A 21,801-nucleotide genomic window follows, 5' to 3' on the forward strand; every position below is an offset into this window, starting at 1 on the left:
ACGGAGGTCGTGAGACGGGATGGCCGAGGTCCCCGAAGTCGAAATCATCACACGAGACCTGCGGCAAGCGGTTCTCGGCCGGCGGATCGCCGACGTCGAGGTGCTCGCGCCCGCGGCGGTCCGCTTCCCCTCTCCGGAGGACTTCGTCACGGCGCTCCGGGGCCGGCGAATCGTCGACGCGCGGCGACGGGCCAAGTTCATCCTGTTGGGGCTCGATGACGGACAGACGCTCGCCCTCCACTTCATGCTCTGGGGCGAGCTGTCATTGCGGCCAGGCGGCGCCGAGCGCCCCTCCGAGACGCTCGTCGTCCTGACGTTGGAGGACGGCGAGGCGCTCCACCTCACTGACACGCTGGGCTACGCGCGCGTGGCGGTGGGGCCCACGGCGGAGCTGTCCGCGAGGCTGAAGCTCGAGGAGCTGGGGCCGGAGGTCCTCGACCCGGCCTTCACGCCCGAGTTGCTCGCGCGCCGTCTCGGTCGACGCAGGAGCCCGCTCAAGACGGTGCTGCTCAACCAGCGCATCATCGCCGGGCTGGGCAACCGCGACGCGGACGAGAGCCTGTGGCGCGCGGGACTCGACCCACGGCGTCTGGTGACCTCGCTGTCTCGCGACGAGGTGTCACGGCTGTACCAGTCGACGCGGACCGTGCTCGAGGAGGGGCTCGCGCTGCGAGGCACGCAGCGGGATTTGTTCGGCGTGAAGGGCCAGGCGAAGCATCGGCGCAACGTCTTCGAGCGCACCGGCGCCCCCTGTCCGAGCTGTGCCACCCCCATCACCCACGAGCGCGTCGGCGGGAGGAACACGCACTGGTGTCCCCACTGTCAGCCCGAGGAGGGCACCGCCACGGGGCCGACCCAGGGCGTACTCTGGTAGGGCGCCCATCGCCCGGGCTTCTCGCGCACGGCAGCAAGGCTTGTCCCCGGCACGCCCCCGCTGCGCTTCCCGCCGCCACGCTGTTATGAAGTGGCTGTGTCCGACGTCCCCGCGCCCGCACCGTCCGAGCTCGACTCCGCGCTGGCCCGCGCCAGTGAGGAGCTGGGCTTTCCCAGCTACTACCAATCCTGTGTGCGCCCGCTGCTGCGCAACCCGGAGGGCCGCTGGCCCCGCTGCTGTGGCGGCGGCTGCGAGCCCTGCGCCCAGACGCTCATCCAGGTGGCCCTGAGGACCCTGGAACTCTTGGGCACCCCGCGCCAGGCGCCCCTGCCGGACTGAGCGCCCATCATGGCCCCCGCCCAGCCGCTGCTGCTCGTCGACGACGACGCCGCCTTCCGCAAGGTCTACGGCCGCCTGCTGCGTGACGCGGGCTACGAAGTGGTGGAGGCCGGCGACCGTCCCTCCGCCCGCGCCGCCTTCGACGCGCGCGACTTCCCCCTGGTCCTGCTGGACTTGATGCTGCCGCCGGATGGCAGCGTCTCCGCGGGCCTGGAGGGACTGGCGGCGCTGCTCGATGCGCGGCCCGGCGCCAAGGTCATCGTCGTCTCCGGCGCGGGCGACACCCGCCACTCGCTGGAGGCCATCCGCCTGGGCGCGCATGACTTCCTCACCAAGCCGGTGGACCCGGACGTGCTGCTCGTCGTCGTGCAGCGCGCGCTCGCCCGCGTGACGCTGGAGCGGCGCGTGGAGACGCTGCGCACGTCCCTGGAGCGCGCCTCGGCGGACGCGGCGATGGTGGGGCAGAGCGCCGCGTTCCTCGCCGCCGTGTCGCTGGCCGAGCGCGTGGCCGCCAGTGATTTGCCCGTCCTCGTCACGGGCGAGAACGGCACGGGCAAGGAGCTGCTCGCGCGCACCGTGCATCTCAAGAGCCGCCGCCACGCGGGGCCCTTCATCCCGGTCAACTGCGGCGCGCTGCCGGAGACGCTGCTGGAGAGCGCGCTCTTCGGCCACGTGAAGGGCAGCTTCACCGGCGCCACGAAAGACCACCGCGGACTCTTCGCGGAGGCGGACGGCGGCACGCTGTTCCTCGATGAGCTCGGGGACATGACGCCCTCGCTCCAGGTCAAGGTGCTGCGCGCGCTGGAGACCGGAGACCTCCTGCCGGTGGGCGCGGACCGCCCCGTCCACGTGGACGTGCGCCTCGTCACGGCCACGCACCGTGACCTGGGCCGCATGCTCCAGGAGGGCACCTTCCGCGAGGACCTCTACTGGCGCGTCAAGGGCGTGGAGGTCCGCCTGCCGCCGCTGCGCGAGCGCGCCACCGACCTGCCGTTGCTCGCCAAGCACTTCCTCAACCAGTGCGCGCACCTGTGTCCGGATGGCCGGGCGCGGCTGCTCTCGGACGCCGCCGCGGAGGCGCTCGCCGCGCACGCGTGGCCCGGCAACCTGCGCGAGCTGCGCCACGAGATGCAGCGCGCGTCCGTGCTGGCCGGAGAGCGCCGCGAGCTCCAGCCCGAGGACCTGTCCTTCACCGGCAGCGAGCGGCCACGCGCGAGCACGTCGGGCGGCACCACCCTGGCCGCGAAGGTGGAGGCGCTGGAGCGCCGTGAAATCGAGAGCGCGCTGGAGCGCTGTCACAACAACCGCACACACACCGCGGAGGCGCTCGGCCTGTCGCGGCAGGGGCTGCTCAAGAAGCTGGAGCGCTACGGCCTGACGTGAGTCAGAACAGGCGCGCCCCCAGGCCCGCCTTCACGCCCCAGCCCAGCCGCGTGTCGGAGAGGCCCACGCGCTCGCGGAACGTCTCCAGGCCCAGCTGCCCCGCGAGCAGGATGGACACGTCGTTGCCCAGGTACACCTCCACGCCTCCGCCGCCGAGCACCTGCGCGCGCCGCGACTCGGACTTGGAGAGGCCCACGTCCACGGGCACGTCGACCAGGCCCAGGAGGGTCACCGTCTCCGCCACCCGCCAGCCCACCACCAGCCCGGGCGACAGGCGCAAGAGCACACCCGAGAAGTTCTGGTCGTCCATGTACGTGGAGCCGGAGTTGAGCACCACGCCCAGCCCCAGCGTGGGCGCCATGGACACCGTGCCGTTGTCCATCACCTTCACCCGGCCCACCAGCTCCAGCGCCGCGGACAGTTGGAACCAGTTGAAGCGCGCCCGCGCCTCCAGCTCCAGCAACGACAGGCCCTGGCGGAAGCCCACGCCCAGCTCCGGCGCGCCCGCGTAGCCGTACACCGCCGTCACCCCGGCTGGCAGCGTCACCGGCGCAATCACCGCGCCCAGCCGGTCCTCCGCGGACTCCATCGCCGTCTGCTCCACGCTGACCGAACCCGCCTCCCCCGGTTGCCCGGTGGCGCCCTGTTGAGCAAAGGCGGCGGAGGCCAGGAGCAGTGTGGACACCAGGACGGAGCGAGGGCTCGAGCGCGTCATGCCGCGCACCCTACCGCGCCAGGGAGGTGACGGAAACCCAACGATTCCGAGGACTTGTGTCCAGGTTGCGAAGTTGTCGAACTTCGCTGGAATAATTCGTTATCCATGGCTGACGCGCTTCCTCATCTCCCCCTGTCGAGCTCTTCCGAGGACCCGGTGCCCTCGGAGGTGGGCTCGCGCCGTCGCGGAGGGCGGAGCCGGGCGCGGGTGCTGCTGGTGGACTCGGACGCGCCCGCGCAGTCGGCGCTGGCGGTGGCCCTGGTGGAGGCGGGCTTCGAGGCGCTGCTGGTGGGCGACGTGCGCGGCGCGCTGGAGGCGCTGGCCTGGGACGGGCCGTTGCCGCGGCTGGTCATCGCCGAGGTGGAGTTGCCGGACGGTGACGGCTTCAGCCTGTGCGGACAGCTCCGCGCGGACGCGCGCACCTCTCGCGTGCCGGTGTTGCTGCTGGCCCGGCGCGAGGAGGAGTTCCACCGGGACCTGGCCGCTGGCGTGGGCGCGGACGACTACCTGGCGCGGCCGGTGGACGTGGAGGACGTGGTGGCGCTGGCGAGGCTCAAGTCGGAGCGGGCCACGGGCGAGTCCACCTTCGAGTCCCACACCGCGCGGCTGCCGCTGACGAAGGTGACGCGGGCGCTGCTGTCGGGCGTGCGCTCCGGGCGGGTGGTGCTGGCGGAGGGCGAGGGCTGGTTCTCGTTCCGGCACGGGCTGGTGGTGGACGCCATGTTCCACGGCGTGCGCGGCAGCCTCGCGTTCCGGAGGATGCTGGGCTTCGCCCACGGCGACTACGCGGTGGCGCTGGGGCCGGAGCTGCACAAGGGCTCGTTCACCATGGACCGGGCCTATCTGTGCGAGACGGTATTGCCGGCGCTGGAGCGCTTCGAGGCGCTCAGGGCGCGCGGCCTGCCGCTGGCGTCGCGGCTCACGGTGGACTTCGCGCGGCTCGCGCGGGAGCTCTCCACGCTGCCCGAGGACGTGGGCGTGCTGGTGAGGCTGTTCGATGGACGACGCACGGTGCGCGCCGTGCTGCTCGAGTGCGACTTCCCGGAGGTGGTGACGTACGAGGCGGCCACGCGGCTGTTCGCGCTGGGCGTGCTCGTCCCCGCCTGCCTCATGGAGGAGCGCGAGCGCGGGGCGGGCTCGGGCGACGTGCCCGGCTTCTTCGAGCCCCTGCCCTCGGTGGAGCCCGGGGCCAGCGTGACGGAACCGGACGCGGACCGACGAGGGGTTTGACTCCGCGCCCCGGGCTGGGAGACAAGGCCGCCACGAGGCGACACCTTCCATGTCCGGTCACAATCGGTGGTCGAAGATCAAGCGCCAGAAGGCCGCGATGGGCGCGACCAAGGGCAAGCTCTATTCGAAGGTCATCAAGGAGATCACCGTCTCCGCGAGGCTCGGAGGAGGAGACCCCGCTGGCAACGCGCGCCTGCGCGTGGCGCTGGGCCTGGCCCGCGACGCCAACATCCCCAAGGACACCATCGAGCGCGCCATCAAGAAGGGCACCGGTGAACTGGAAGGGGAGAGCTACGAAGAGGTGATGTACGAGGGCTACGGCCCCGGCGGCGCGGCCGTGCTCGTCGAGTGCGTCACCGACAACCGCAACCGCACCTCCGCGGACGTGCGCTCCGCGTTCGGCCGTCACGGCGGCAACCTGGGCGCCGAGGGCGCGGTGGCCTGGATGTTCCAGAAGAAGGGCGTCGTCACCGTCAAGCCGGGCCCCTCCGAGGACACGGTGCTGGAGAAGGCGCTGGAGGCGGGCGCCGAGGACGTGGTGCCCCAGGGCGCGGAAGGCTTCGAGGTGCGCTGTGCGCCGGCGGACCTGCACACGGTGGCCACGGCCCTGGAATCCGGGGGCCTTCCGCTGGGCGAGCAGAAGTGGGTGTATCTGCCGCAGAATACGCTCCAGCTCGACGGCGACAACGCCAGGAAGATGCTCAAGCTGATGGATGCGCTCGACGAGAACGACGACGTGCAGAACGTGCACGCGAACTTCGAGATCGAGGAGTCCCTGATGGAGTCCTTGTCGCAGTAGCGGCGGGTGGAACGGAGTCAACGGTGCGCGTCCTCGGTGTGGACCCCGGCAGCCGCTTCATGGGCTACGGCGTGGTGGAAGAGAAGCGGGGCCGCCTGGTGCACGTGGGCCACGGCGTCATCAAGGTCGACGAGAGCGCGCCCCTGGCCTTCCGCCTGAAGGAGCTGCACGCGGCGCTCAGCGCCCAGCTGGCGCACTTCCGTCCGGCGGCGGTGGCCGTGGAGGGGGTGTTCACCTTCCGCAACGCGCGCAGCGCGCTGGTGCTGGGACACGCGCGCGGCGTGGCGCTGCTGGCGGCGGCCCAGGTGGCGCTGCCCGTCTTCGAGTACCCGCCCGCGAAGGTGAAGAAGTCGGTGGGCGCCGGCGGCGCGGACGGCAAGGACGCCGTGTCGCGCATGGTGAAGACGTTGCTGGGGCTGCAGGCGGTGGACCTGGGGCGCGCGGACGCGAGCGACGCCCTGGCCGTGGCCCTGTGCCACCTCAATCACGGCCGGTCCGCCATTCCCACGGCGGGCCCGACCACGAAGAAGCGCAAGGGCGCCGCGGCGCTGCTCGCGGACAGGCTGGCGCCGTCCTATCGGCGTCCGGAGGCGGGATGATTGCTCGGTTGCGGGGAGTGGTGCTGGAGAAGGACGCCGAGGACGCCGTCATCGACGTGCAGGGCGTGGGCTACCGGGTGAACCTCTCCACCCTGTCGCTGGGCAAGCTGCCCCCGGAAGGCCAGCCGGTGGAGGTGCGCATCCGCACGGTGGTGCGCGAGGACGCCTTCGAGCTGTTCGGCTTCCTCTCCAAGGCCGAGGAGGACGTCTTCCTGCTGCTCAACGGCGTCTCCCGCGTGGGCCCCCGCATGGCGCTGGGCGTGCTGTCCGGCATGGAGGTGCCGGAGCTGGTGGCGGCCCTGTCCCGCGGCGAGGTGGCCCGGCTGGCGAAGATCCACGGCGTCGGGAAGAAGACCGCCGAGCGGCTGGTGCTGGAGCTCAAGGACAAGATGAAGAACGTCCACCTGGAGGCGGTGTCCCGGGGCACCGCCCCCGCACCCGCCAGCGCCACCCAGTCCGACCTGGTCTCCGCCCTCCTCAACCTGGGCTACAAGCCCCCGCAGGCGGAGAAGGCCGCGGAGCTCGCCACCAGCCGGCTGGGCGCCGACGCTTCCTTCCAGGACCTGTTCCGCGAAGCCCTCAAGTCCCTCCGGGCAGGGGGCTGATGCCTTCCGGACAGCCTCGTCCCCGGGTGTAGCCAGGAGGCCAATTCAAGACCTCCCTGGACAGCCCGCACAACCGTTTCTCCTCTAAGAAATCGAAACGGTCCGAGGTCCGACGGGCCCGGTGTCCTCCGCGTGGCACCTGTTGGCCTACGTCGCAGCATGGCGGACACCCTGAGCCTCCCGGTTCCCTCGGTGAGTAGCGAGTTCCGCCACTGGTGACACTTTCCAGCCACAGCGGTGGGGTCGCGGCCTCACGCAGGACAAGGAGTTGCTCACATGAAGGCATGGCGTGGCATCCCGGTGCTCGTGTCCGTTCTTTGGGGAGGGCTCCTCGCGGTGGGGTGTGGTCCCGCGGTCGAAGGCGTCGACGCGGAGGGCGAGGCGGCGGTGGAGTCCGCGCGGGCCGAGGTGGTGGCGGCGGGCCGCGCCTGCGCGTCGGAGCGGGTGATGCCCTCGGGCACGAAGCCGGAGTGGCTGGTGCGCGGCGTGGACCGGCTGTTCTTCAGCGCGGACTCGCAGGAGCAGGGCCGCGAGCTGTGGAGCAGCCCGGGTGGCGGTGGCTGCGCGGGCCTGGTGAAGGACATCCGGGCGGGAGCGCAGGGCTCGGTGCCGCGCTACCTGACGGCGCTGGGGCGCTGGGTGCTCTTCGCGGCGGATGACGGGCTGCAGGGGCCGGAGCTGTGGCGCACGGACGGCACGGAGGCGGGCACGGTGCGGGTGCTGGACGTGTGGCCGGGCGAGCGGGGCTCGGCGCCGCGCGCGCTCACCCGCGTGGGCACTCACGTCTACTTCCTCGCGGAGGCGCCGGGAAATGGCCAGGAGCTGTGGCGCACGGACGGCACCGCGTCCGGCACTCGGCGGGTGCACGCGTTCATCCCCGGCAGTGACGTGTTGCAGCTGACGGCCTGGGGTGAGCGGCTCGCGCTGGTCTCCTACGACGCCGAGGCCGCGGTGCTCTGGGTGGTCGAGCCGAGCGGCGAGACGCGCGAGGTGTTCCGCTCGGCCGTGGGCGTGTTCGACTCGCTGACGGCGGTGGAGCGTCGGCTCTTCTTCGTGCGCGACACGGGAGAGGGCATCGTGGAGCTGTGGGTGGTGGCGGGGCGTCAGGCCGTCGCGACGAAGGTGCGCGACTTCAGCGGCGGGGCGCCCTCGGAGCTGACCGCGCTGGGGGACCAGGTGTTCTTCCATGCGGGCTCGGACGGCAACTATGGCGAGCTGGGCGACACGCGGCACGGCGGCGAGCTGTGGCGCAGCGACGGCACGACGCAGGGAACCCGCATGGTGCGGGATATCTGGCCGGGGCCGAAGGGCTCGCTGCCCTCGGACCTGGTCGCCATGGACGGCGTGCTGTACTTCGCGGCGGAGGACGGCTGGCGCGGGCGCGAGCTGTGGCGCAGCGACGGCACGGCCCTGGGCACGTGGATGGTCTGGGACCTCCAGTGGGGACCGGAGGGCAGCGAGCCGCGGCAGCTGGTGGCGCAGGACGGCTGGCTGTTCTTCTCGGCGACCACCGCCGCGCATGGCCGCGAGGCGTGGAAGAGCGATGGCTGGCTGTGGAACACGCGCCGGATGACGGACATCGCCCCCGGTGCGTCGTCGTCGAACCCCCGCTCGTTCGTGCGCTCGGGCCGCGACGTGTTCTTCCTCGCCAACGAGGCCGCCGTGGGCGAGGCGCTCTGGGTGTTGCCGCTCCACGGCGCGTGGCCGTGCGCGGGCCCCCGGGGTGGGAAGGGCTGCTGAAGTCCCCTCAGGCGGCGCGGCGGCTCGCGGGCGTGGGCCGCACGTCGCCGAAGTTGGGCGCGGGCAGGACGATGGTGGGCGACAGCCCCGGCGCCAGCAGGTGGGACGTCAGCAGCGAGGACGGATGGAAGTTCACGAAGGCGCCCTCCACCGCGGAGGGCCCGGCGAAGAGCTTCTCCACCACCATGGAGGAGTATTGCAGCAGGGAGTCCTCGCGGCTGTTGCCGTTGAGCACAACCTCCCAGCCCATGTGCTCGGCGAAGCGGCGCACCCCGGGGATGGCGGAGAGCAGCGGCGTGTAGCTCTCCGTGGCCACGCCGTTCTCGCTGGTGACGAACACCTCGCGCGAGGTGGCCACCGCCAGGGACATGTTGCCGCGCGTGTGGCCCGGCGTGCTCAGGATGGCCGCGCCCGTGCCCAGCCACGTGTGCCCGTCCAGCAGCACCACGCGCTCCTCGGGGATGTCCGCGCCGCCGGGGACGAACCACACCGACTGCATGGGGTGCAGGTCCTTCACCATCTCCCACTCCGCGCGCTGCACCAGCAGCTTCGCGCGCGGGAAGTACGCGGACAGGCCGTCACCGCCCAGCCACCCGCGCAAATCCTGGATGTGCAGGTGGTCGAAGGCGAGGAAGTCCACGTCCCCGGGCGTCAGCCCCAGCGAGGCCAGGTGGCTCTGCACCGTGCCGTGCTGGGTGGACATGACCTTGTCGGAGACGAACGCGCCGTAGCGCTCCCGCAGCGAGCGGTAGAAGGGCGCCGCCTGTCCCCGCTCGTAGTCGGAGGGGTTGAACAGGAGCGTGCGCCGCTCGCCGTTCGCGTCCACGAACTGCACCACCTGCATGCGGTGGGTCATCATCACGTAGGGCGCCGGCGAACTGGCCGCGCCGCTGAAGGCGAACAGCGACGGGTAGGGGAAGGTGACGAGCTCGCACGTGGCCACCGCCGCCACCGGGCCCTCCTGGACGAAGCGCTCGCGGGCCTGGAGCGCCGCGCGGCGCAGCTTCTGGAGGCGCGGGCCGGGCAGCGTCTCGGCGTGGGCCTCGGCGAGGAAGGGCAGGGGACGGAACGCGGGGCTCTGGCTCATGGGCTCACCGTGACTGCGAGAGGTCGATGACCTTGGCGACCGGAAAGGTGATTCGCGAGGGCATGTTCTCGCGCCCCCGGGCCGTCCCGCCAAGTCGCCTGGGACGTGTTTCTCACGAGCGTCCGCCAGTCCACAGGCGCGCCTGCCGGGCGGCCTCACCGCGAGCAGAGGGCGCCCGTGCGTCGACGGGCGTCCGGGGCGGGCTCCCGCTCGCCGGTCGGCTGGTCTCCGGGGCGTCCCGGGGGGCTTGCTCCGAGGATGTGGGCGACACGCGCGGCCTTCCTGTATAGGGTCACATGGTCATGGCGAGGAAGTCCGACACTCTCTCCGAAGAGGTCCTCCCGGAGGACGTCCGGCTCGAGGCCTCCCTGCGTCCGCGCTCGTTCGACGAGTACGTGGGGCAGGGCTCCGTCGTCGAGAAGCTCAAGGTCTACGTGCAGGCGGCCAGGAGCCGGGGCGACGCGCTGGACCACTGCCTGTTCTCCGGGCCCCCGGGCCTGGGCAAGACGTCGCTGGCGCACATCATCGCCAACGAGCTGGGCGTGGGCATCCACGTCACCAGCGGCCCGGCGCTGGAGCGCAAGGGGGATCTGGCCGGTCTGCTCACCAATCTGAACGCGCGCGACGTCCTCTTCATCGATGAAATCCACCGCCTCAACGCCGCCGTGGAGGAGTACCTCTACCCGGCGATGGAGGACTTCCGGCTGGACATCACCATCGACACGGGGCCGGCCGCCCGGGCGATGAAGATCGACTTGCCGCCCTTCACGCTCATCGGCGCCACCACGCGCACGGGCCTGCTCACGTCGCCGCTTCGCGACAGGTTCCAGATTCAGGAGCGCCTGGAGTACTACGACGCCCAGGCGCTGGAGCTCATCCTCCACCGCTCCGCGCGCATCCTAGGCATCCCGCTGGACAGGGACGCCGCGCGCGAGGTGGCCACGCGCTCGCGCGGCACGCCCCGCATCGTCAACCGGCTCCTGCGCCGGCTGCGCGACTTCGCGGAGGTGGAGGGCAACGGCCGCATCTCCCTGGAGCTGGCCAAGAAGTCCCTGGACCGGCTGGGCGTGGACGCCAGTGGTTTGGACTCCATGGACCGGAAGATTCTCCTCACCATCCTGGACAAGTTCGGTGGGGGCCCGGTGGGCGTGGAGACCATCGCCGCCAGCGTGGGCGAGCAACGCGATACGATTGAGGACGTGTACGAGCCCTTCCTCATGCAGGAGGGCTTCCTCCAACGCACGCCCCGGGGCCGGATGGCCACGCACCGCACCTACCAGTATTTCAAGAAGCAGCCACCGCCCACGCCCCAGGGCAGCCTCTTCTGACCTCCCGCGAGCCATGAGCCAGGCCACCTCTCCCGCGTCTCCCGCCTCCGGACCCACCACCCTCCGCGTCGCGCGTGACTTCTACGCGGACCTGATGCGGGCCTCGCAGACGTCGCGCGCGGGCTTCCTCGCCGAGCGCGAGCGCTGGCTGCGCGGCGTGCCGGTGGATGGCCGCGAGGAGCTGCTCTTCGAGTTCGAGATGCTGCTGCGCGCGGTGGAGCGCTACCTCAACCTCACCGCCGTGGTGGACGCCAAGGACCGGCCGCTCGTCACCCGCGACTTCCACGAGGAGCTGGTGGACGTGCGCGACGCCATGGACCGCGCCATCCGCGTCGCCCGCCACCTGCAGGACCCCGACAGCGACCAGAAGATGGTCTTCCGCAAGTACGTGGAGACCCAGCTGGCCGACGATCGGGTGCGCCGCGCGCTCATCGAGGAGGAGCTGGACCAGCAGACCGCCCCGGAGAGCCTCTTCGTGCTTCGAGAGGACCTGGACGCGCTCCGCAACCTCCTGGACCACCTGCTCCAGCTGCCCACCGCGCGGCTCAACCTGTTCCAGGATTTGGGCAAGCTCGCGCTGAAGGAGATCGTCCTCAACCGCTACTTCCGGCCCTTCCGCCCGCTGGAGTTCCGCGTCGAGTACGACCGGCTGCGCTCCGTGCGCATCCTGGACACCCTGTCACAGATGTCAGAGGAGCCGCGGACGGCCTTCGCCACCGCCTTCCTGGGCCTGTTCCGGCTGTTGCACTACCTGTCCTACGTGGACGCGGAAGGGACGCCCCCCGTGCCGCGCCGCGTCCGGGTGCTGCTGGCCCTGGTGCGCAGCGAGACGCACGCCCTGGCCACGTGGATGCACGCGGAGCTGTCCCCCAGGGCGGGCTCCAAGGCGCTCCAGGCCGCCGCGCTGAGGGCCGCGCGGGACCTGGCCAAGGAGGCCGAGCGCATCGGCCGGGAGGTGCTCGCCCACGTGGACCGCGAGCCGGACGCGCCCCAGCGCGCCGCCGCCGCCTTCACCACGCTCCTGCGAACGCAGGTCGTCGCGCTGGTGGAGTCGCTCGCGCCCAACGGCGGGCTGACGGACGGCGTCTTCGACCACCTGGTGAGCCCCCAGGACGCCGCGCTGCGGCTGCGCAAGGACCTGTGGGTCTACGCCCAGCTGTGCCGCGCCGCCGAGGGCCACCTGCGCGCCGACGACGTCCCCGCCGCCGAGCGCGCCCTGGACGCGCTCAAGAGCTTCCTGGGCTACTTCCACGACGGCGGCTACCAGCTGCTGCGCTACGCGGACTACGACGCCTTCGACCGCTTCACCGCGCTGCTGGTGGAGCTGCCCTGGCCGCCCGAGGGCCCCGGCATCCGCTCCCGCCTCGCCGAGGACCTGCGCCGCTTCAGCCAGACGCTCGAGTCCACCTTCCACGCTGTCAGCCGCCGCACCCTCCTGCAGGGCAGGGGCTTCGACCGCCAGGAGGCCGAGGCCCTGAGGGACCGCTTCGTGGCCCCCGCGCCCCGCTGAGCCGCTCAGGACGGGGTTGCGAGGACCCACGCCCACGCGCACCGTATGACGCAAGCCCCCACGACGGGTGCTCATACGGGGCGTGTTTGCTTCCAGCCAGTTCCTTGCGCTATGGACGCCCCCGTGTTGCATGGAAGACACGCTTCGTTACGAAGCGCGTCACGGTGATGGGCGGCGGCGGAGGCGGTGATGGAATCCCGGACACCAATGTCACGGTTTCGGGCGATTTCACCGGGCCTCCAACGGGGGGCGGGTGTCTGGCCACGATGGACACCCACCGCGATGTCAGAAAAAGACCAGCCATTCCAACGGGTTCGAACCACTCAAGGACCCCACGGAGGCCCCCGGGATGTCACGCGGTCGTGGCATGCCACTTGCTGAATCTGCGCGTCGCGTCAGACCACTGTTGAACGATTCCGGCGCCATCTGGCCAGATGACCGTTCGGAAGTCCCGCAGCACGAGCAGCCACGAGGCGACACCGACATGCCCCCGTCTTCCTACAACCAGCGCACCCTCTCGAAGACCGCCAGCCTCCAGGGCATCGGGCTCCACTCGGGCGCGAAGGTGACGCTCACGCTGCGTCCGGCCCCCGCGGGGCACGGCATCGTCTTCGTGCGTACGGACCTGCCCCGGCCGGTGAGCATCCCCGCCCTGGCGGAGTACGTGGTGGACACGGTGCTGGCGACGACGCTGGGCCGCGACGGCGCCAAGGTGGCCACGGTGGAGCACCTGATGTCGGCCATGGCGGGCATGGGCATCGACAACGCCCGGGTGGAGCTGGACGGCCCGGAGGTCCCCATCATGGATGGCAGCGCCGCCCCGTTCGCGGCCCTCATCCAGGAGGCCGGCGTCCGCGAGCTGGACGCGCCCAAGGAGCTGCTCGTCATCAAGAAGCCGGTGTCCGTGGTGGACGGCGACAAGCAGGCCTCGCTCACCCCGTCGCGCCACTTCCGCATCAGCTGCACCATCGACTTCGAGCACCCCGTCATCCAGGGCCAGGCGTTCGACCTGGACTTCAGCGACCGGGACTTCTCGCGCGAGATTTCCCGCGCGCGCACGTTCTGCTTCCTGCGCGACGTGGAGAAGCTCAAGAGCCTGGGCCTGGCGCGCGGCGGCTCGCTGGACAACGCCATCGTCGTGGACGAGGTCTCCATCCTCAACCCCGAGGGCCTGCGCTTCACCGACGAGTTCGTGCGTCACAAGATCCTGGACGCCATCGGTGATGTGTCTCTGTTCGGCAGGCCTGTCATTGGCCACCTGACGGCCTACAAGACGGGGCACGCGCTCAATCACAAGCTGGTGCGCAAGGTCCTGTCGGACCCGAGCTGCTATGAGATTGTCCCGGCGCGTCGCCGCGACGTGGAGGGCCTGGAGCTGGGCCTGCCCGGGCTTGCTGGCGCGCTGGAGCTGGAGCCGCTCGTCGCCTGAAAGGGCGTCTTGCATTTCCTTGCAGGTCGGGGCTGCCTCGACTAAGTCGCGGGCTTATGCCCATGCGTCCAACCCCCGTCATCCTCGCCGCGCTGCTGGCGGCTTCGTTCACCGCCGGTTGCAACAAGGAGAAGGCGCCGGCCACCGCGCAGGCTCCCGCCGCCGCCGCGGCCACTCCGGGTGAGCCCACCCCGGACACCGTGGTCGCCACGTTCGGCGACGGACAGAAGATCACCTACAAGGAGCTCAACGAGCGCGTCTCGGAGCCCCTGGCCAACCTCGAGAAGCAGAAGTTCCAGCTGCGCAAGCGCGGCCTCGAGGGCATGGTGACCGAGAAGCTGGTCGACGCGGAGGCCAAGAAGCGCGGCATCTCCCAGGACCAGTTCCTCAAGGCGGAGATCGACGACAAGGTCGAGGCGCCCACCGAGGAGAAGATCAAGGAGGTCTTCGACGGCGCCAAGGGCCAGCTGCCCCCCGGCTCGACGTTCGAGCAGATGAAGCCGCAGATCGTCGACTTCCTCACCCAGCAGCCCAAGCAGGAGCGCGCCCAGGCCCTGTTCGCGGAGCTGCGCAAGAACGCCAACGTGCAGATCACCCTGCCCGAGCCGCCGCGCCCGCCGGCCGAGCGCAAGCAGGTGGCCGCCACCGGCCCGTCGAAGGGTCCGGACAACGCGCCCGTCACCATCGTCGAGTTCAGCGACTTCCAGTGCCCGTTCTGCAGCCGCGCCAACGCCGCCGTGGACCAGGTCTTCAAGGAGTACGACGGCAAGGTGAAGCTGGTGTTCCGCCAGTTCCCGCTCGACTTCCACAAGGAGGCGCAGAAGGCCGCCGAGGCGTCGCTGTGCGCGGCGGACCAGAACAAGTTCTGGGAGATGCACGACAAGCTGTTCGCCAGCCAGAGCGCCCTGCAGGTGGAGAACCTCAAGAAGTACGCGGGCGAGCTGCAGCTGGACCAGGCCAAGTTCGACAAGTGCCTGGACTCCGGTGAGAAGGCCACCATCGTGAAGACGGACATGGCGGACGCGCAGAAGGTCGGCGTCAGCGGCACGCCGGCGTTCTTCATCAACGGCGTCATGCTCTCCGGCGCGCAGCCGTTCGAGGAGTTCAAGAGCATCATCGACGCCGAGCTGAAGCCGACGGCGCAGAAGTAATCCCGACGCACGGAGGACACGGGCGGTGGCCCAGAAACCCAAGGCCACGCCCCGGCTCGGCGGCGAGGCGGCTTCCCTCGACCTGGAGAAGTCGCTCTCCCAGGGCCTGTCCTCCTCCCGTCCCCTCTCGGCCTGGTTCCACGGGCCGGAGGGGATGGTGCTCCTCCATGAGCCCTCGGGCTTCGCCGGCTTCCTGGCCGGGACGCTCGGGACGTTGTCCGTGGAGGAGGTCTTCGCCCACGTCCTGACGGGCATCCGCAGCGGCCTGTTGGCCGTGCAGCACGGCGCCGTTCGCAGGACGGTGTCCTTCCGGGACGGGCAGGTGGTGTTCGCCACGTCCACGGAGCGCTGGGAGCGGCTGGGCGCGGTGCTGGTGCGGCTGGGGCTGGTGACGCAGGCGCAGCTCACGCAGGCGCTCTCGCGCGTGACGCCGTCGCGGCGCATCGGCCAGGTGCTCACGTCCGAGGGCATGGTCTCCGAGGCGAACCTCTACAGCGCCATGACGTACGTGGTGCGCGAGGTGGTGCTGAGCCTCTTCGAGCTGACGGAGGGCAGCTTCCTGTTCGTCGAGGGGCCCGCGCCCATGGCGGACGTGGTGAAGCTGCCGGAGCGCACGCGGGACCTGGTGCTCACCGGCATCAAGCGCTCGGAGGAGCTGTCGCGGCTCAGGCGCCGCTACCCGGACGACACGCGCGTGGAGGTGGGCCCTGCTGGCGCGCGCGCGGGTGAGGAGCGCTTCTTCCAGCGGATGGGCTCCGGCACGACGGTGGGCGAGCTGCGGTTGGTGCGCGAGAGCGGCGCGCACACGTTCTTCACGTGGCTGGAGGAGTGCGTGCGTGGGGGCCACCTCCAGGTGAAGCCCGCGGCGCCTGCCGTGCCCCCGGCGCCCGCGGTGGAGGGCATGGCCTGGGAGCTGTTGTCCGCGGAGGAGCGCTACAACCTGCTGTTGTCGCTCATCCACCGCGCGCTGCGCGACGCGGGGCAGGACGTGGACTTGATGCGCGGCTTCCTCGACGCGCCGCCCTCGGGGCTGGAGGACGCGTTCTCCGGTGTGGTGCTCGGGCCGGACGGGCGGGTGGACGTGACGCGGCTGCGGGCGAACCTTGCGTCAGGTGGTGAGGCCGTGGCGCGGGCGCTGACGCTGGAGGCGCTGGACGCCATCGTGTCCTATGCGCTGTTCACCGCGCGCAACGTGCTGCCTCCGGACGTGGCGGAGCGGCTGTCCAACACCTACCGCACCCTCCAGGGAGGGCTGGCCTAGCAGGCGCCACATGGCCACGTTCGCGACCACGGCGTTGGTGGTCGGGGGATGCGTGTCATGGGTGTTCTGCGGAAGCTGGCGTGGGGTTTCCTGGTGTTGGGCACGGCGTGCAGTGGCTCGCGCCAGGCCGTGAAGGCCGACGCGGCGGCGACGGAGCCGGGCACGGGCGGCTCCGGTCCCCCGGTGGCGGCTCAGACGGCGTCGGTGTCCGGGCCCTACGTCGACGAGGAGCTGGGGTTCGAAATCATCCGCCCCAGCGACGAGTGGCACCTGGTGGTGACGAACGAGCGCACGCCGGAGGGATTAGCGATTCCCGTCGTCCTGCGCCACCCGCCCTCCAACGCGCAGGTGGTGCTGCAGGTGGCGCCGGAGGTGGTGTCACCCACCCAGTTCGCCGAGCGGCTCGCGGAGGGCCTGCGTCAGCAGCCGGGCTTCACCACCACGGACCCGGTGCCGCTCGCGCTGTCGGACAAGGCGGTGGGCTTCGACTTCCAGGTGGGGGAGGGCGTGCACGGCCGCGTCGCCGTGCGCGAGGGACAGGAGGGCCGCGTGCTGATGATGCTGGCCACCTGGCCCGCGCTGGCGCCCGCCGGTGACATCCAGAACGTGGATGCCCTCATCCAGGGCATCCGGCCGCTGCCGGAGCGCAAGAAGCCGCTGCCGGGCACGGTGCCCCAGGCCGCGCGTCCCTGAGCTTCCTCCGTTGCTGGAGGCAGCCCGGCGCGCCCGAGCCTCGAGCGGCGCCGCGCGCCTGAGGGGTACGCGCAAGCGCCGCTGCCACGAGCTCCACGAAGGCGTGGGGCTCGCGGACACCGCCGACAGGAGGCGTCAGCCGCGCGTGGACTTCTTCGCGCCGCGCGCCTGGCGAGCGGGCTTCGCGGGGGCCTCGGCCACCTCTTCGCCCTGCGTCTGCGCGCGCAGCCGCACCCACTCGACCAGGGTGCGCACGCCCACGCCGGTGCCGCCCTTGGAGAGGTAGCCGCGCTCCTTGGGGCTGTTGGACGGCCCCGCGATGTCCAGGTGCACCCACGGCGTGTCGCCGACGAACTCCTTGAGGAACAGCGCGGCGTTGATGGAGCCGCCCCAGCGCTCGCCGGAGTTCTTCATGTCGGCGACCTCGGAGCGCAGCGCGTCCTTCTGCAGCTCGCTCACCGGCAGGCGCCACATCTCCTCGCCCGCGGTGCGCGCGGACTGGAGCACCTGGTTGACGGTGTCGTCGTCGTCGCCGAAGGCGCCGACGATGTAGTTGCCCAGCGCGACGATGCACGCGCCCGTGAGCGTGGCCAGGTCGATGACGGCGGACGGCTTGTGCTCGCACGCCCACGTCAGCATGTCGCCCAGCACCAGCCGGCCCTCGGCGTCCGTGTTGGTGATCTCCACCGTCTTGCCCAGCCGCGACGTGAGGATGTCACCGGGCTTGTACGCGTTGCCGGCCGGCATGTTCTCGCACGCGCCGATGAAGGCATGCACGGGGAAGGGCGGCTTGAGCTGCGCGATGACCTGCATGGCGCCCAGCACCGCGGCCGAGCCCGCCATGTCCGTCTTCATGTCCACCATGCCCTCGGTGGGCTTGAGCGACAGGCCGCCCGAGTCGAAGGTGATCGCCTTGCCCACCAGCGCCAGCGGAGGCCGCTTCGCGTCGCGCGCGTTCTTCGGCGTGTACTCCACGTGGATGAGCCGCGGCTCCTCGGTGCTCCCGGCCGTGACGCCCAGGAACATGCCCATCCGCAGCTTCTCGATCTCGCGCTGACCGCCGATGGTGATCTTCAGCCCGTGCTCCTTGGCGGACTTGCGCGCCGCCTCGGCCAGCACCGTGGGCGTCACCGCGTTGGGCGGCTCGTTCACCAGGTCGCGCGCCCAGTTGGCCGCCTCGGCCACGCGCTTGCCCAGCGCGAGCGCGTCCTCGAGGTCACGCGACTTCTCCACGCCCTCGGGCAGCACCAGGGACACCTTGACGGGCTTCTTCGCGCCCTTCTCCTCGCGCGCGGAGGACTTGTACTTGTCGAACTTGTACGCGCCCAGCTCCAGCCCCTCCACCACCGCGCGCACCGCGTCCGCCTGCGCGTCCGTGACGGGGAGCGCCACCACGAGCGAGGCCACCTTCAGCCGCTGGGCCGTCTTCGCCGCGCGTCCGGCGGCCAGCCGCAGCACCTCCGGGTGGAAGCGCGCGCGGCTGCCCAGGCCCAACAGCAGCACCCGGCCCGCCGGGATGCGGCCGAGCGTGTGCATCACCAGGGACTGGTCCGCCTTCGCCTTGAAGCCCTCCTGGGTGGCGGCGCCGCGCAGGCGGCCCTCCAGCGCGCTGTCCGCCGCGACGAGACCCGCCGGGGCACCCTCACCCAGCTCACCCTCGAAGAGCGGGATGACGAGCAGCTCGCCATTCGCAAGGGAGGCGTCGCCGGAGACGAAGGAGAAATTCATGGGCCGATGGACTCCTGAACGGATGAGGGAAGACGAAAGGCCGCGGACTGTAACGCCCGCCCTGTTGCACGCAAAGCGTTGGATTTCATTCGAGCGTTGCATTGCCGCGGGGGGCTGGGTAGCAGTCAGGCAATGCCCACCTTGCTGATGCATCTGACCGCCATCGAACGGTTGGCCGCCAACCCCGGAGAGCTGCCTCCGGAGTGGGTGCGTGCGCTCTCGGAGGACCTGCCCTACGCGCGCTTCGGCGCCGCGCTGCCGGACCTGCCCCTGTGCGAGGGCGTCCGAGGCGGGCTCGCCGCCTTCCTGCCCGAGCGCGAGATGCCGCTGTTCTCGCGGCTGTACCACGAGCGCGCGCCGGTGGGCTTCGGCCTGAAGATGGCGGAGCTCGTCGCCACGGGCGCGCTGGTGGGCACCGAGCCGGGACTGGCCCTGCTGTCCGGCTACTTCACGCACCTGTGCATGGACCGCCGGCTGCACCCCATCGTCGACCAGCTCGTGGTGAAGCACCGCCGACGGGGCGAGCGGGCGCTGGCGGCGCACCGCGACATCGAGTGGGCGCAGACGCTCTTCTACCTGCGCGAGCTGCACGGCGTGGACCTGCTCGGCACGCCCCGGCTGCGCGAGAAGTGTCAGGTGGTGAAGAGCCCGGGCTTCCCGTGGCGCGGCATCGGCCGGGGCATCTACGAACTGGTGCGCCTGTCCTCGCAGGAGCGCGTGGGGCAGGCGCCCTCCAAGGCGGACGTGGATGGCTGGGTGCGCGGGCTGTACGTCTCCGGACTCTTCCTCTCCAGCCCCGTGGGCCGCACGCGCGCGCTGCCCGCCTTCGCCCGCCTGTCCTTCCAGGAGCTGTATCGCAACGACACCTTCGACTTCGCCCAGGAGGTCGAAGGTGCGCTGGAGTCGGCGCGTGGAGTCCTTCGGAGGTTGCACGGCTACATGGCCAGGGGCACCTTCACGCCTCGGACGCGGGCGCGCTTCCTGGAGGCCTTCCCCGAGGGAACGCTGGGGGTTCGAGCGGCTTGACGCACCCGCCCCACGCCCTGCGGTGCCAGGGCGTTTCGCGCGCAGAGCAACCGTCCTGCCGAGCCTGCCTGCCGTCGGGGAATGCCGCTGTGCGAGGCGGCTCACCGCTCCTATCCTCGTGGAGGAATGACGGTACTTCTCCTCATGGTGGTGGGCGGGCTCGCGGGGGCGTTGGGAGCGATGCTCGGCATCGGGGGCGGCATCGTGCTCGTGCCCGCGCTGGTGCTGGGCTTCGGGCTGCCGCTGGAGGAGGCGGTGCCGGCGAGCCTCATGTGCGTGGTGGCCAACTCGTGCGCGGCCGCCGCCGGCTATGTGGACAACCACCTGAGTGACATCCGGCTGGGGCTGACGCTGGAGCTGGCCACGGTGCTGGGCGCCATCGCGGGGGGCCTCGTCGCGGCGCTCATCGCGCCGGCGATGGTGGCGGTGGTGTTCGGCCTGTTCACGCTCTACGTGGCGCTGCAGATGATTCTGCTGCGCTCGCCCCGACGCGAGCCGGCGACGCTGGACGACTACCAGCCGACGAACTATCCGCTGGGCATCTCCGGCTCGTTCGTGGCCGGTGGCCTGTCCGCGCTGCTGGGGGTCGGCGGAGGGCCGCTGAAGGTGCCGCTGATGAGCTACGGCATGCACGTGCCCTTCAAGGTGGCCAGCGCCACGAGCAACCTGATGATTGGCGTGACGGGCGCGGCGAGCGTGGCCGCGTACGCGCTGCGCGGGCACCTCAAGCTGGCGCTGGTGTCGCCGCTGGTGGTGGGCGTGCTGGCCGGCGCCTATGTGGGCAGCCGGCTGATGCCGAAGGTCCCCACGGCGGTGCTCAAGCGGCTGTTCGCGCTGGTGCTGCTGACGGTGGCGGGGCAGATGTTGTGGAAGGGAGGGGCGGGACTGTGGCCGAGCATCTGGGAGTGAGGGGTGAGGACCCGGACGGAGAAGAACCTCCAACGGTCTCCGCGGTGATGGCGGAGCCTGCGAGGCTGACGCACAACGCGGTGGCGGCGACGTCCGCTCCGGCCGCGGCGGAGACGGCGCCGGAGCTGGAGTCGGAGCCCGTCACCGCGAGCACCCTGGAGGCACCCGCGCCGAGCACCCCGCGCGTGCGCGACAGGGCGCTGGCCGGAGACCGGTGGATTGCCCGCGTGCTGCGCGTGGGCGCGGTGCTCAGCGGCGGCATGTTCGTGCTGTCGCTGGGGCTGGAGGCGCTGCCGGGCTCGGAGAGCACGCACGTGGCCATCGACCAGCTTCGCAAGGCGGCGGCGTCGCTGCTGCTGGTGACGCCGGTGGCGCGGCTGGGCGTGGCGGGCACGCTCCTGGGCCTGCGCGGAGAGTGGCGCTACGCCGTCATCGCCGCGGGAGTGCTGGGCCTGTTGGCCCTGGCGGTGGGGGCCGGCATCCAGGCGTGACGCGCGGCACCCCGTGAGGCGGTGGGGCGCTTCAGGCGCCCCGGGCGGCGAAGTGGGCGAGGATGTTGCGCACCTTGGCGACCTCGTCCATGCGCCCCTGCTCCTCGTAGAGCGGCAGCACGGCCTCCAGCTGCTCCCGGGCCGCGGGCAGGTCCTGCGTGTAGTAGCAGGACAGGCCCAGGTCCCACCGGGCGCGCGCCTCGTGCACGTGGTCGTGCAGCTCCTGGTACAGCTCCACCGCGCGCAGCAGGTGCGAGCGCGCGCCCTCGTGGTTGCCCAGCAGGCCCTCGGACTCGCCGAGCAGCAGGTGGCCCAGCGCGAGCGCCTCGGGGTCGTCGCCCTGCTCCAGCAGGGGAATCGCCTCGAGGAAGCGCTTCCGGGCCGGCTCGTACTCGGCCTTCTCCATGCGGATGTCGCCGATGTCGAGCAGCAGCCGCGCGGTGCGCCCGGTGTTGCGCGTCTGGCGGTAGAGGATGAGCGCCTCCTGGTACTTCTCCTCGGCGGCCTCGGGCTGGCCCAGCGCGCGCAGGGACTCGCCGACGCAGGCGCGGCACATCGCCTCGCCCTCGCGGTCCTTGGTCTCGTTGAAGAGCATCGCGGCCTTGGCGATGAGCTCCAGCGCGCCGCGGTGGTCCTCGAAGTTCGCCTTGGCCACGCCCATGCCGAAGTACGCCTGGGCCAGGCCCGGCTTGTAGCCGGCCTCCTGGAACATCCCGAGCGCCTCCTCGTAGCACTGGCGGCTGGCGGCGTGGTCCTCGAGCAGGCCGTGCAGCTCCGCCAGGCTCACCAGGCCCTGGCCCACGGTGGTGGGCGTGCCGGTGATGCGCAGGGTGGCCAGCTGGTTCTTCTGCTTCTGGAGCGCCTCCAGCAGATGGGCGCGTTCGGTGTCTTCGGGCGGGTGCAT

The 21,801-nt window shown here is 71.4% G+C and carries 21 protein-coding genes; 17 read left to right on the top strand and 4 right to left on the bottom strand.

The window, feature by feature from the left end; all coding sequences use genetic code 11:
• Positions 1-19: 19 nt before the first annotated feature.
• The 3 genes from mutM to K8625_RS24470 all read left to right on the top strand — a co-directional run bounded on the left by mutM (position 20) and on the right by K8625_RS24470 (position 2,596).
• Positions 20-874: a bifunctional DNA-formamidopyrimidine glycosylase/DNA-(apurinic or apyrimidinic site) lyase gene (gene mutM / locus K8625_RS24460; RefSeq protein WP_223784064.1), complete on the top strand. Its 855-nt coding sequence runs from the start codon at positions 20-22 to the stop codon at positions 872-874.
• A gap of 96 nt (positions 875-970) precedes the next feature.
• Positions 971-1,213, top strand: a complete 243-nt coding sequence (locus K8625_RS24465) for a hypothetical protein (RefSeq protein ID WP_046715044.1) — start codon at positions 971-973, stop codon at positions 1,211-1,213.
• A 9-nt stretch (positions 1,214-1,222) separates the two neighbouring features.
• Positions 1,223-2,596: a sigma-54 dependent transcriptional regulator gene (locus K8625_RS24470; protein ID WP_223745635.1), complete on the top strand. Its 1,374-nt coding sequence runs from the start codon at positions 1,223-1,225 to the stop codon at positions 2,594-2,596.
• A 1-nt stretch (position 2,597) separates the two neighbouring features.
• On the opposite strand, the gene K8625_RS24475 is transcribed toward K8625_RS24470, so the two are convergent.
• Positions 2,598-3,311: a hypothetical protein gene (locus tag K8625_RS24475; protein ID WP_223784140.1), complete on the bottom strand. Its 714-nt coding sequence runs from the start codon at positions 3,309-3,311 to the stop codon at positions 2,598-2,600.
• 105 nt (positions 3,312-3,416) lie between these two features.
• Here K8625_RS24475 and K8625_RS24480 point away from each other — a divergent pair, with 105 nt between their 5' ends.
• The 5 genes from K8625_RS24480 to K8625_RS24500 all read left to right on the top strand — a co-directional run bounded on the left by K8625_RS24480 (position 3,417) and on the right by K8625_RS24500 (position 8,284).
• Positions 3,417-4,541: a PleD family two-component system response regulator gene (locus K8625_RS24480; protein ID WP_223784065.1), complete on the top strand. Its 1,125-nt coding sequence runs from the start codon at positions 3,417-3,419 to the stop codon at positions 4,539-4,541.
• A 49-nt stretch (positions 4,542-4,590) separates the two neighbouring features.
• Positions 4,591-5,340, top strand: coding sequence for a YebC/PmpR family DNA-binding transcriptional regulator (locus tag K8625_RS24485; RefSeq protein WP_223745638.1), 750 nt, complete (start codon positions 4,591-4,593; stop codon positions 5,338-5,340).
• 23 nt (positions 5,341-5,363) lie between these two features.
• A complete protein-coding gene (gene ruvC, locus K8625_RS24490; RefSeq protein ID WP_223745639.1) occupies positions 5,364-5,939 on the top strand; it encodes a crossover junction endodeoxyribonuclease RuvC in 576 nt (191 codons plus the stop codon).
• A complete protein-coding gene (gene ruvA / locus K8625_RS24495) occupies positions 5,936-6,544 on the top strand; it encodes a Holliday junction branch migration protein RuvA (RefSeq protein WP_141325881.1) in 609 nt (202 codons plus the stop codon). The genes ruvC and ruvA overlap by 4 nt, the downstream gene beginning before the upstream one ends.
• Before the next feature lie 276 nt (positions 6,545-6,820).
• Positions 6,821-8,284, top strand: coding sequence for an ELWxxDGT repeat protein (locus K8625_RS24500; protein ID WP_223784066.1), 1,464 nt, complete (start codon positions 6,821-6,823; stop codon positions 8,282-8,284).
• A gap of 7 nt (positions 8,285-8,291) precedes the next feature.
• On the opposite strand, the gene K8625_RS24505 is transcribed toward K8625_RS24500, so the two are convergent.
• Positions 8,292-9,371, bottom strand: a complete 1,080-nt coding sequence (locus K8625_RS24505) for a hypothetical protein (RefSeq protein ID WP_223745641.1) — start codon at positions 9,369-9,371, stop codon at positions 8,292-8,294.
• A gap of 296 nt (positions 9,372-9,667) precedes the next feature.
• Here K8625_RS24505 and ruvB point away from each other — a divergent pair, with 296 nt between their 5' ends.
• From ruvB to K8625_RS24535, 6 genes are all read left to right on the top strand, one after another.
• On the top strand, positions 9,668-10,699 hold the full coding sequence (ruvB, locus tag K8625_RS24510) for a Holliday junction branch migration DNA helicase RuvB (RefSeq protein ID WP_223745642.1): 1,032 nt from the start codon (positions 9,668-9,670) through the stop codon (positions 10,697-10,699).
• Positions 10,700-10,712: 13 nt separating this feature from the next.
• Positions 10,713-12,209, top strand: a complete 1,497-nt coding sequence (locus K8625_RS24515; protein WP_223745643.1) for a hypothetical protein — start codon at positions 10,713-10,715, stop codon at positions 12,207-12,209.
• A gap of 484 nt (positions 12,210-12,693) precedes the next feature.
• Positions 12,694-13,638 carry a UDP-3-O-acyl-N-acetylglucosamine deacetylase gene (gene lpxC, locus K8625_RS24520; protein WP_046715035.1) on the top strand — a complete coding sequence of 315 codons (945 nt, stop codon included), beginning with the start codon at positions 12,694-12,696 and terminating at the stop codon, positions 13,636-13,638.
• Between the two features lie 62 nt (positions 13,639-13,700).
• Positions 13,701-14,789, top strand: coding sequence for a thioredoxin domain-containing protein (locus K8625_RS24525; protein WP_370641965.1), 1,089 nt, complete (start codon positions 13,701-13,703; stop codon positions 14,787-14,789).
• A gap of 25 nt (positions 14,790-14,814) precedes the next feature.
• Positions 14,815-16,050: a DUF4388 domain-containing protein gene (locus tag K8625_RS24530; protein WP_223784067.1), complete on the top strand. Its 1,236-nt coding sequence runs from the start codon at positions 14,815-14,817 to the stop codon at positions 16,048-16,050.
• A 57-nt stretch (positions 16,051-16,107) separates the two neighbouring features.
• Entirely contained in the window at positions 16,108-16,743 is a 636-nt protein-coding gene (locus K8625_RS24535) for a hypothetical protein (protein ID WP_223745647.1), read from the top strand.
• A gap of 135 nt (positions 16,744-16,878) precedes the next feature.
• Here the strand turns inward: K8625_RS24535 and K8625_RS24540 are convergent, their stop codons facing one another.
• Positions 16,879-18,471 carry a leucyl aminopeptidase gene (locus tag K8625_RS24540; RefSeq protein WP_223784068.1) on the bottom strand — a complete coding sequence of 531 codons (1,593 nt, stop codon included), beginning with the start codon at positions 18,469-18,471 and terminating at the stop codon, positions 16,879-16,881.
• A 132-nt stretch (positions 18,472-18,603) separates the two neighbouring features.
• Here K8625_RS24540 and K8625_RS24545 point away from each other — a divergent pair, with 132 nt between their 5' ends.
• The 3 genes from K8625_RS24545 to K8625_RS24555 all read left to right on the top strand — a co-directional run bounded on the left by K8625_RS24545 (position 18,604) and on the right by K8625_RS24555 (position 20,897).
• Complete coding sequence (locus tag K8625_RS24545) at positions 18,604-19,497, top strand: zinc dependent phospholipase C family protein (RefSeq protein ID WP_141325890.1); 894 nt, start codon at positions 18,604-18,606, stop codon at positions 19,495-19,497.
• A 126-nt stretch (positions 19,498-19,623) separates the two neighbouring features.
• Positions 19,624-20,406 carry a sulfite exporter TauE/SafE family protein gene (locus K8625_RS24550; RefSeq protein ID WP_046715030.1) on the top strand — a complete coding sequence of 261 codons (783 nt, stop codon included), beginning with the start codon at positions 19,624-19,626 and terminating at the stop codon, positions 20,404-20,406.
• 44 nt (positions 20,407-20,450) lie between these two features.
• Complete coding sequence (locus tag K8625_RS24555; RefSeq protein ID WP_370640311.1) at positions 20,451-20,897, top strand: hypothetical protein; 447 nt, start codon at positions 20,451-20,453, stop codon at positions 20,895-20,897.
• A 31-nt stretch (positions 20,898-20,928) separates the two neighbouring features.
• Here the strand turns inward: K8625_RS24555 and K8625_RS24560 are convergent, their stop codons facing one another.
• On the bottom strand, positions 20,929-21,801 hold the full coding sequence (locus tag K8625_RS24560) for a tetratricopeptide repeat protein (protein ID WP_141325893.1): 873 nt from the start codon (positions 21,799-21,801) through the stop codon (positions 20,929-20,931).

Source organism: Myxococcus sp. AS-1-15 (genome assembly GCF_020037055.1).
Lineage (GTDB): Bacteria > Myxococcota > Myxococcia > Myxococcales > Myxococcaceae > Myxococcus > Myxococcus fulvus.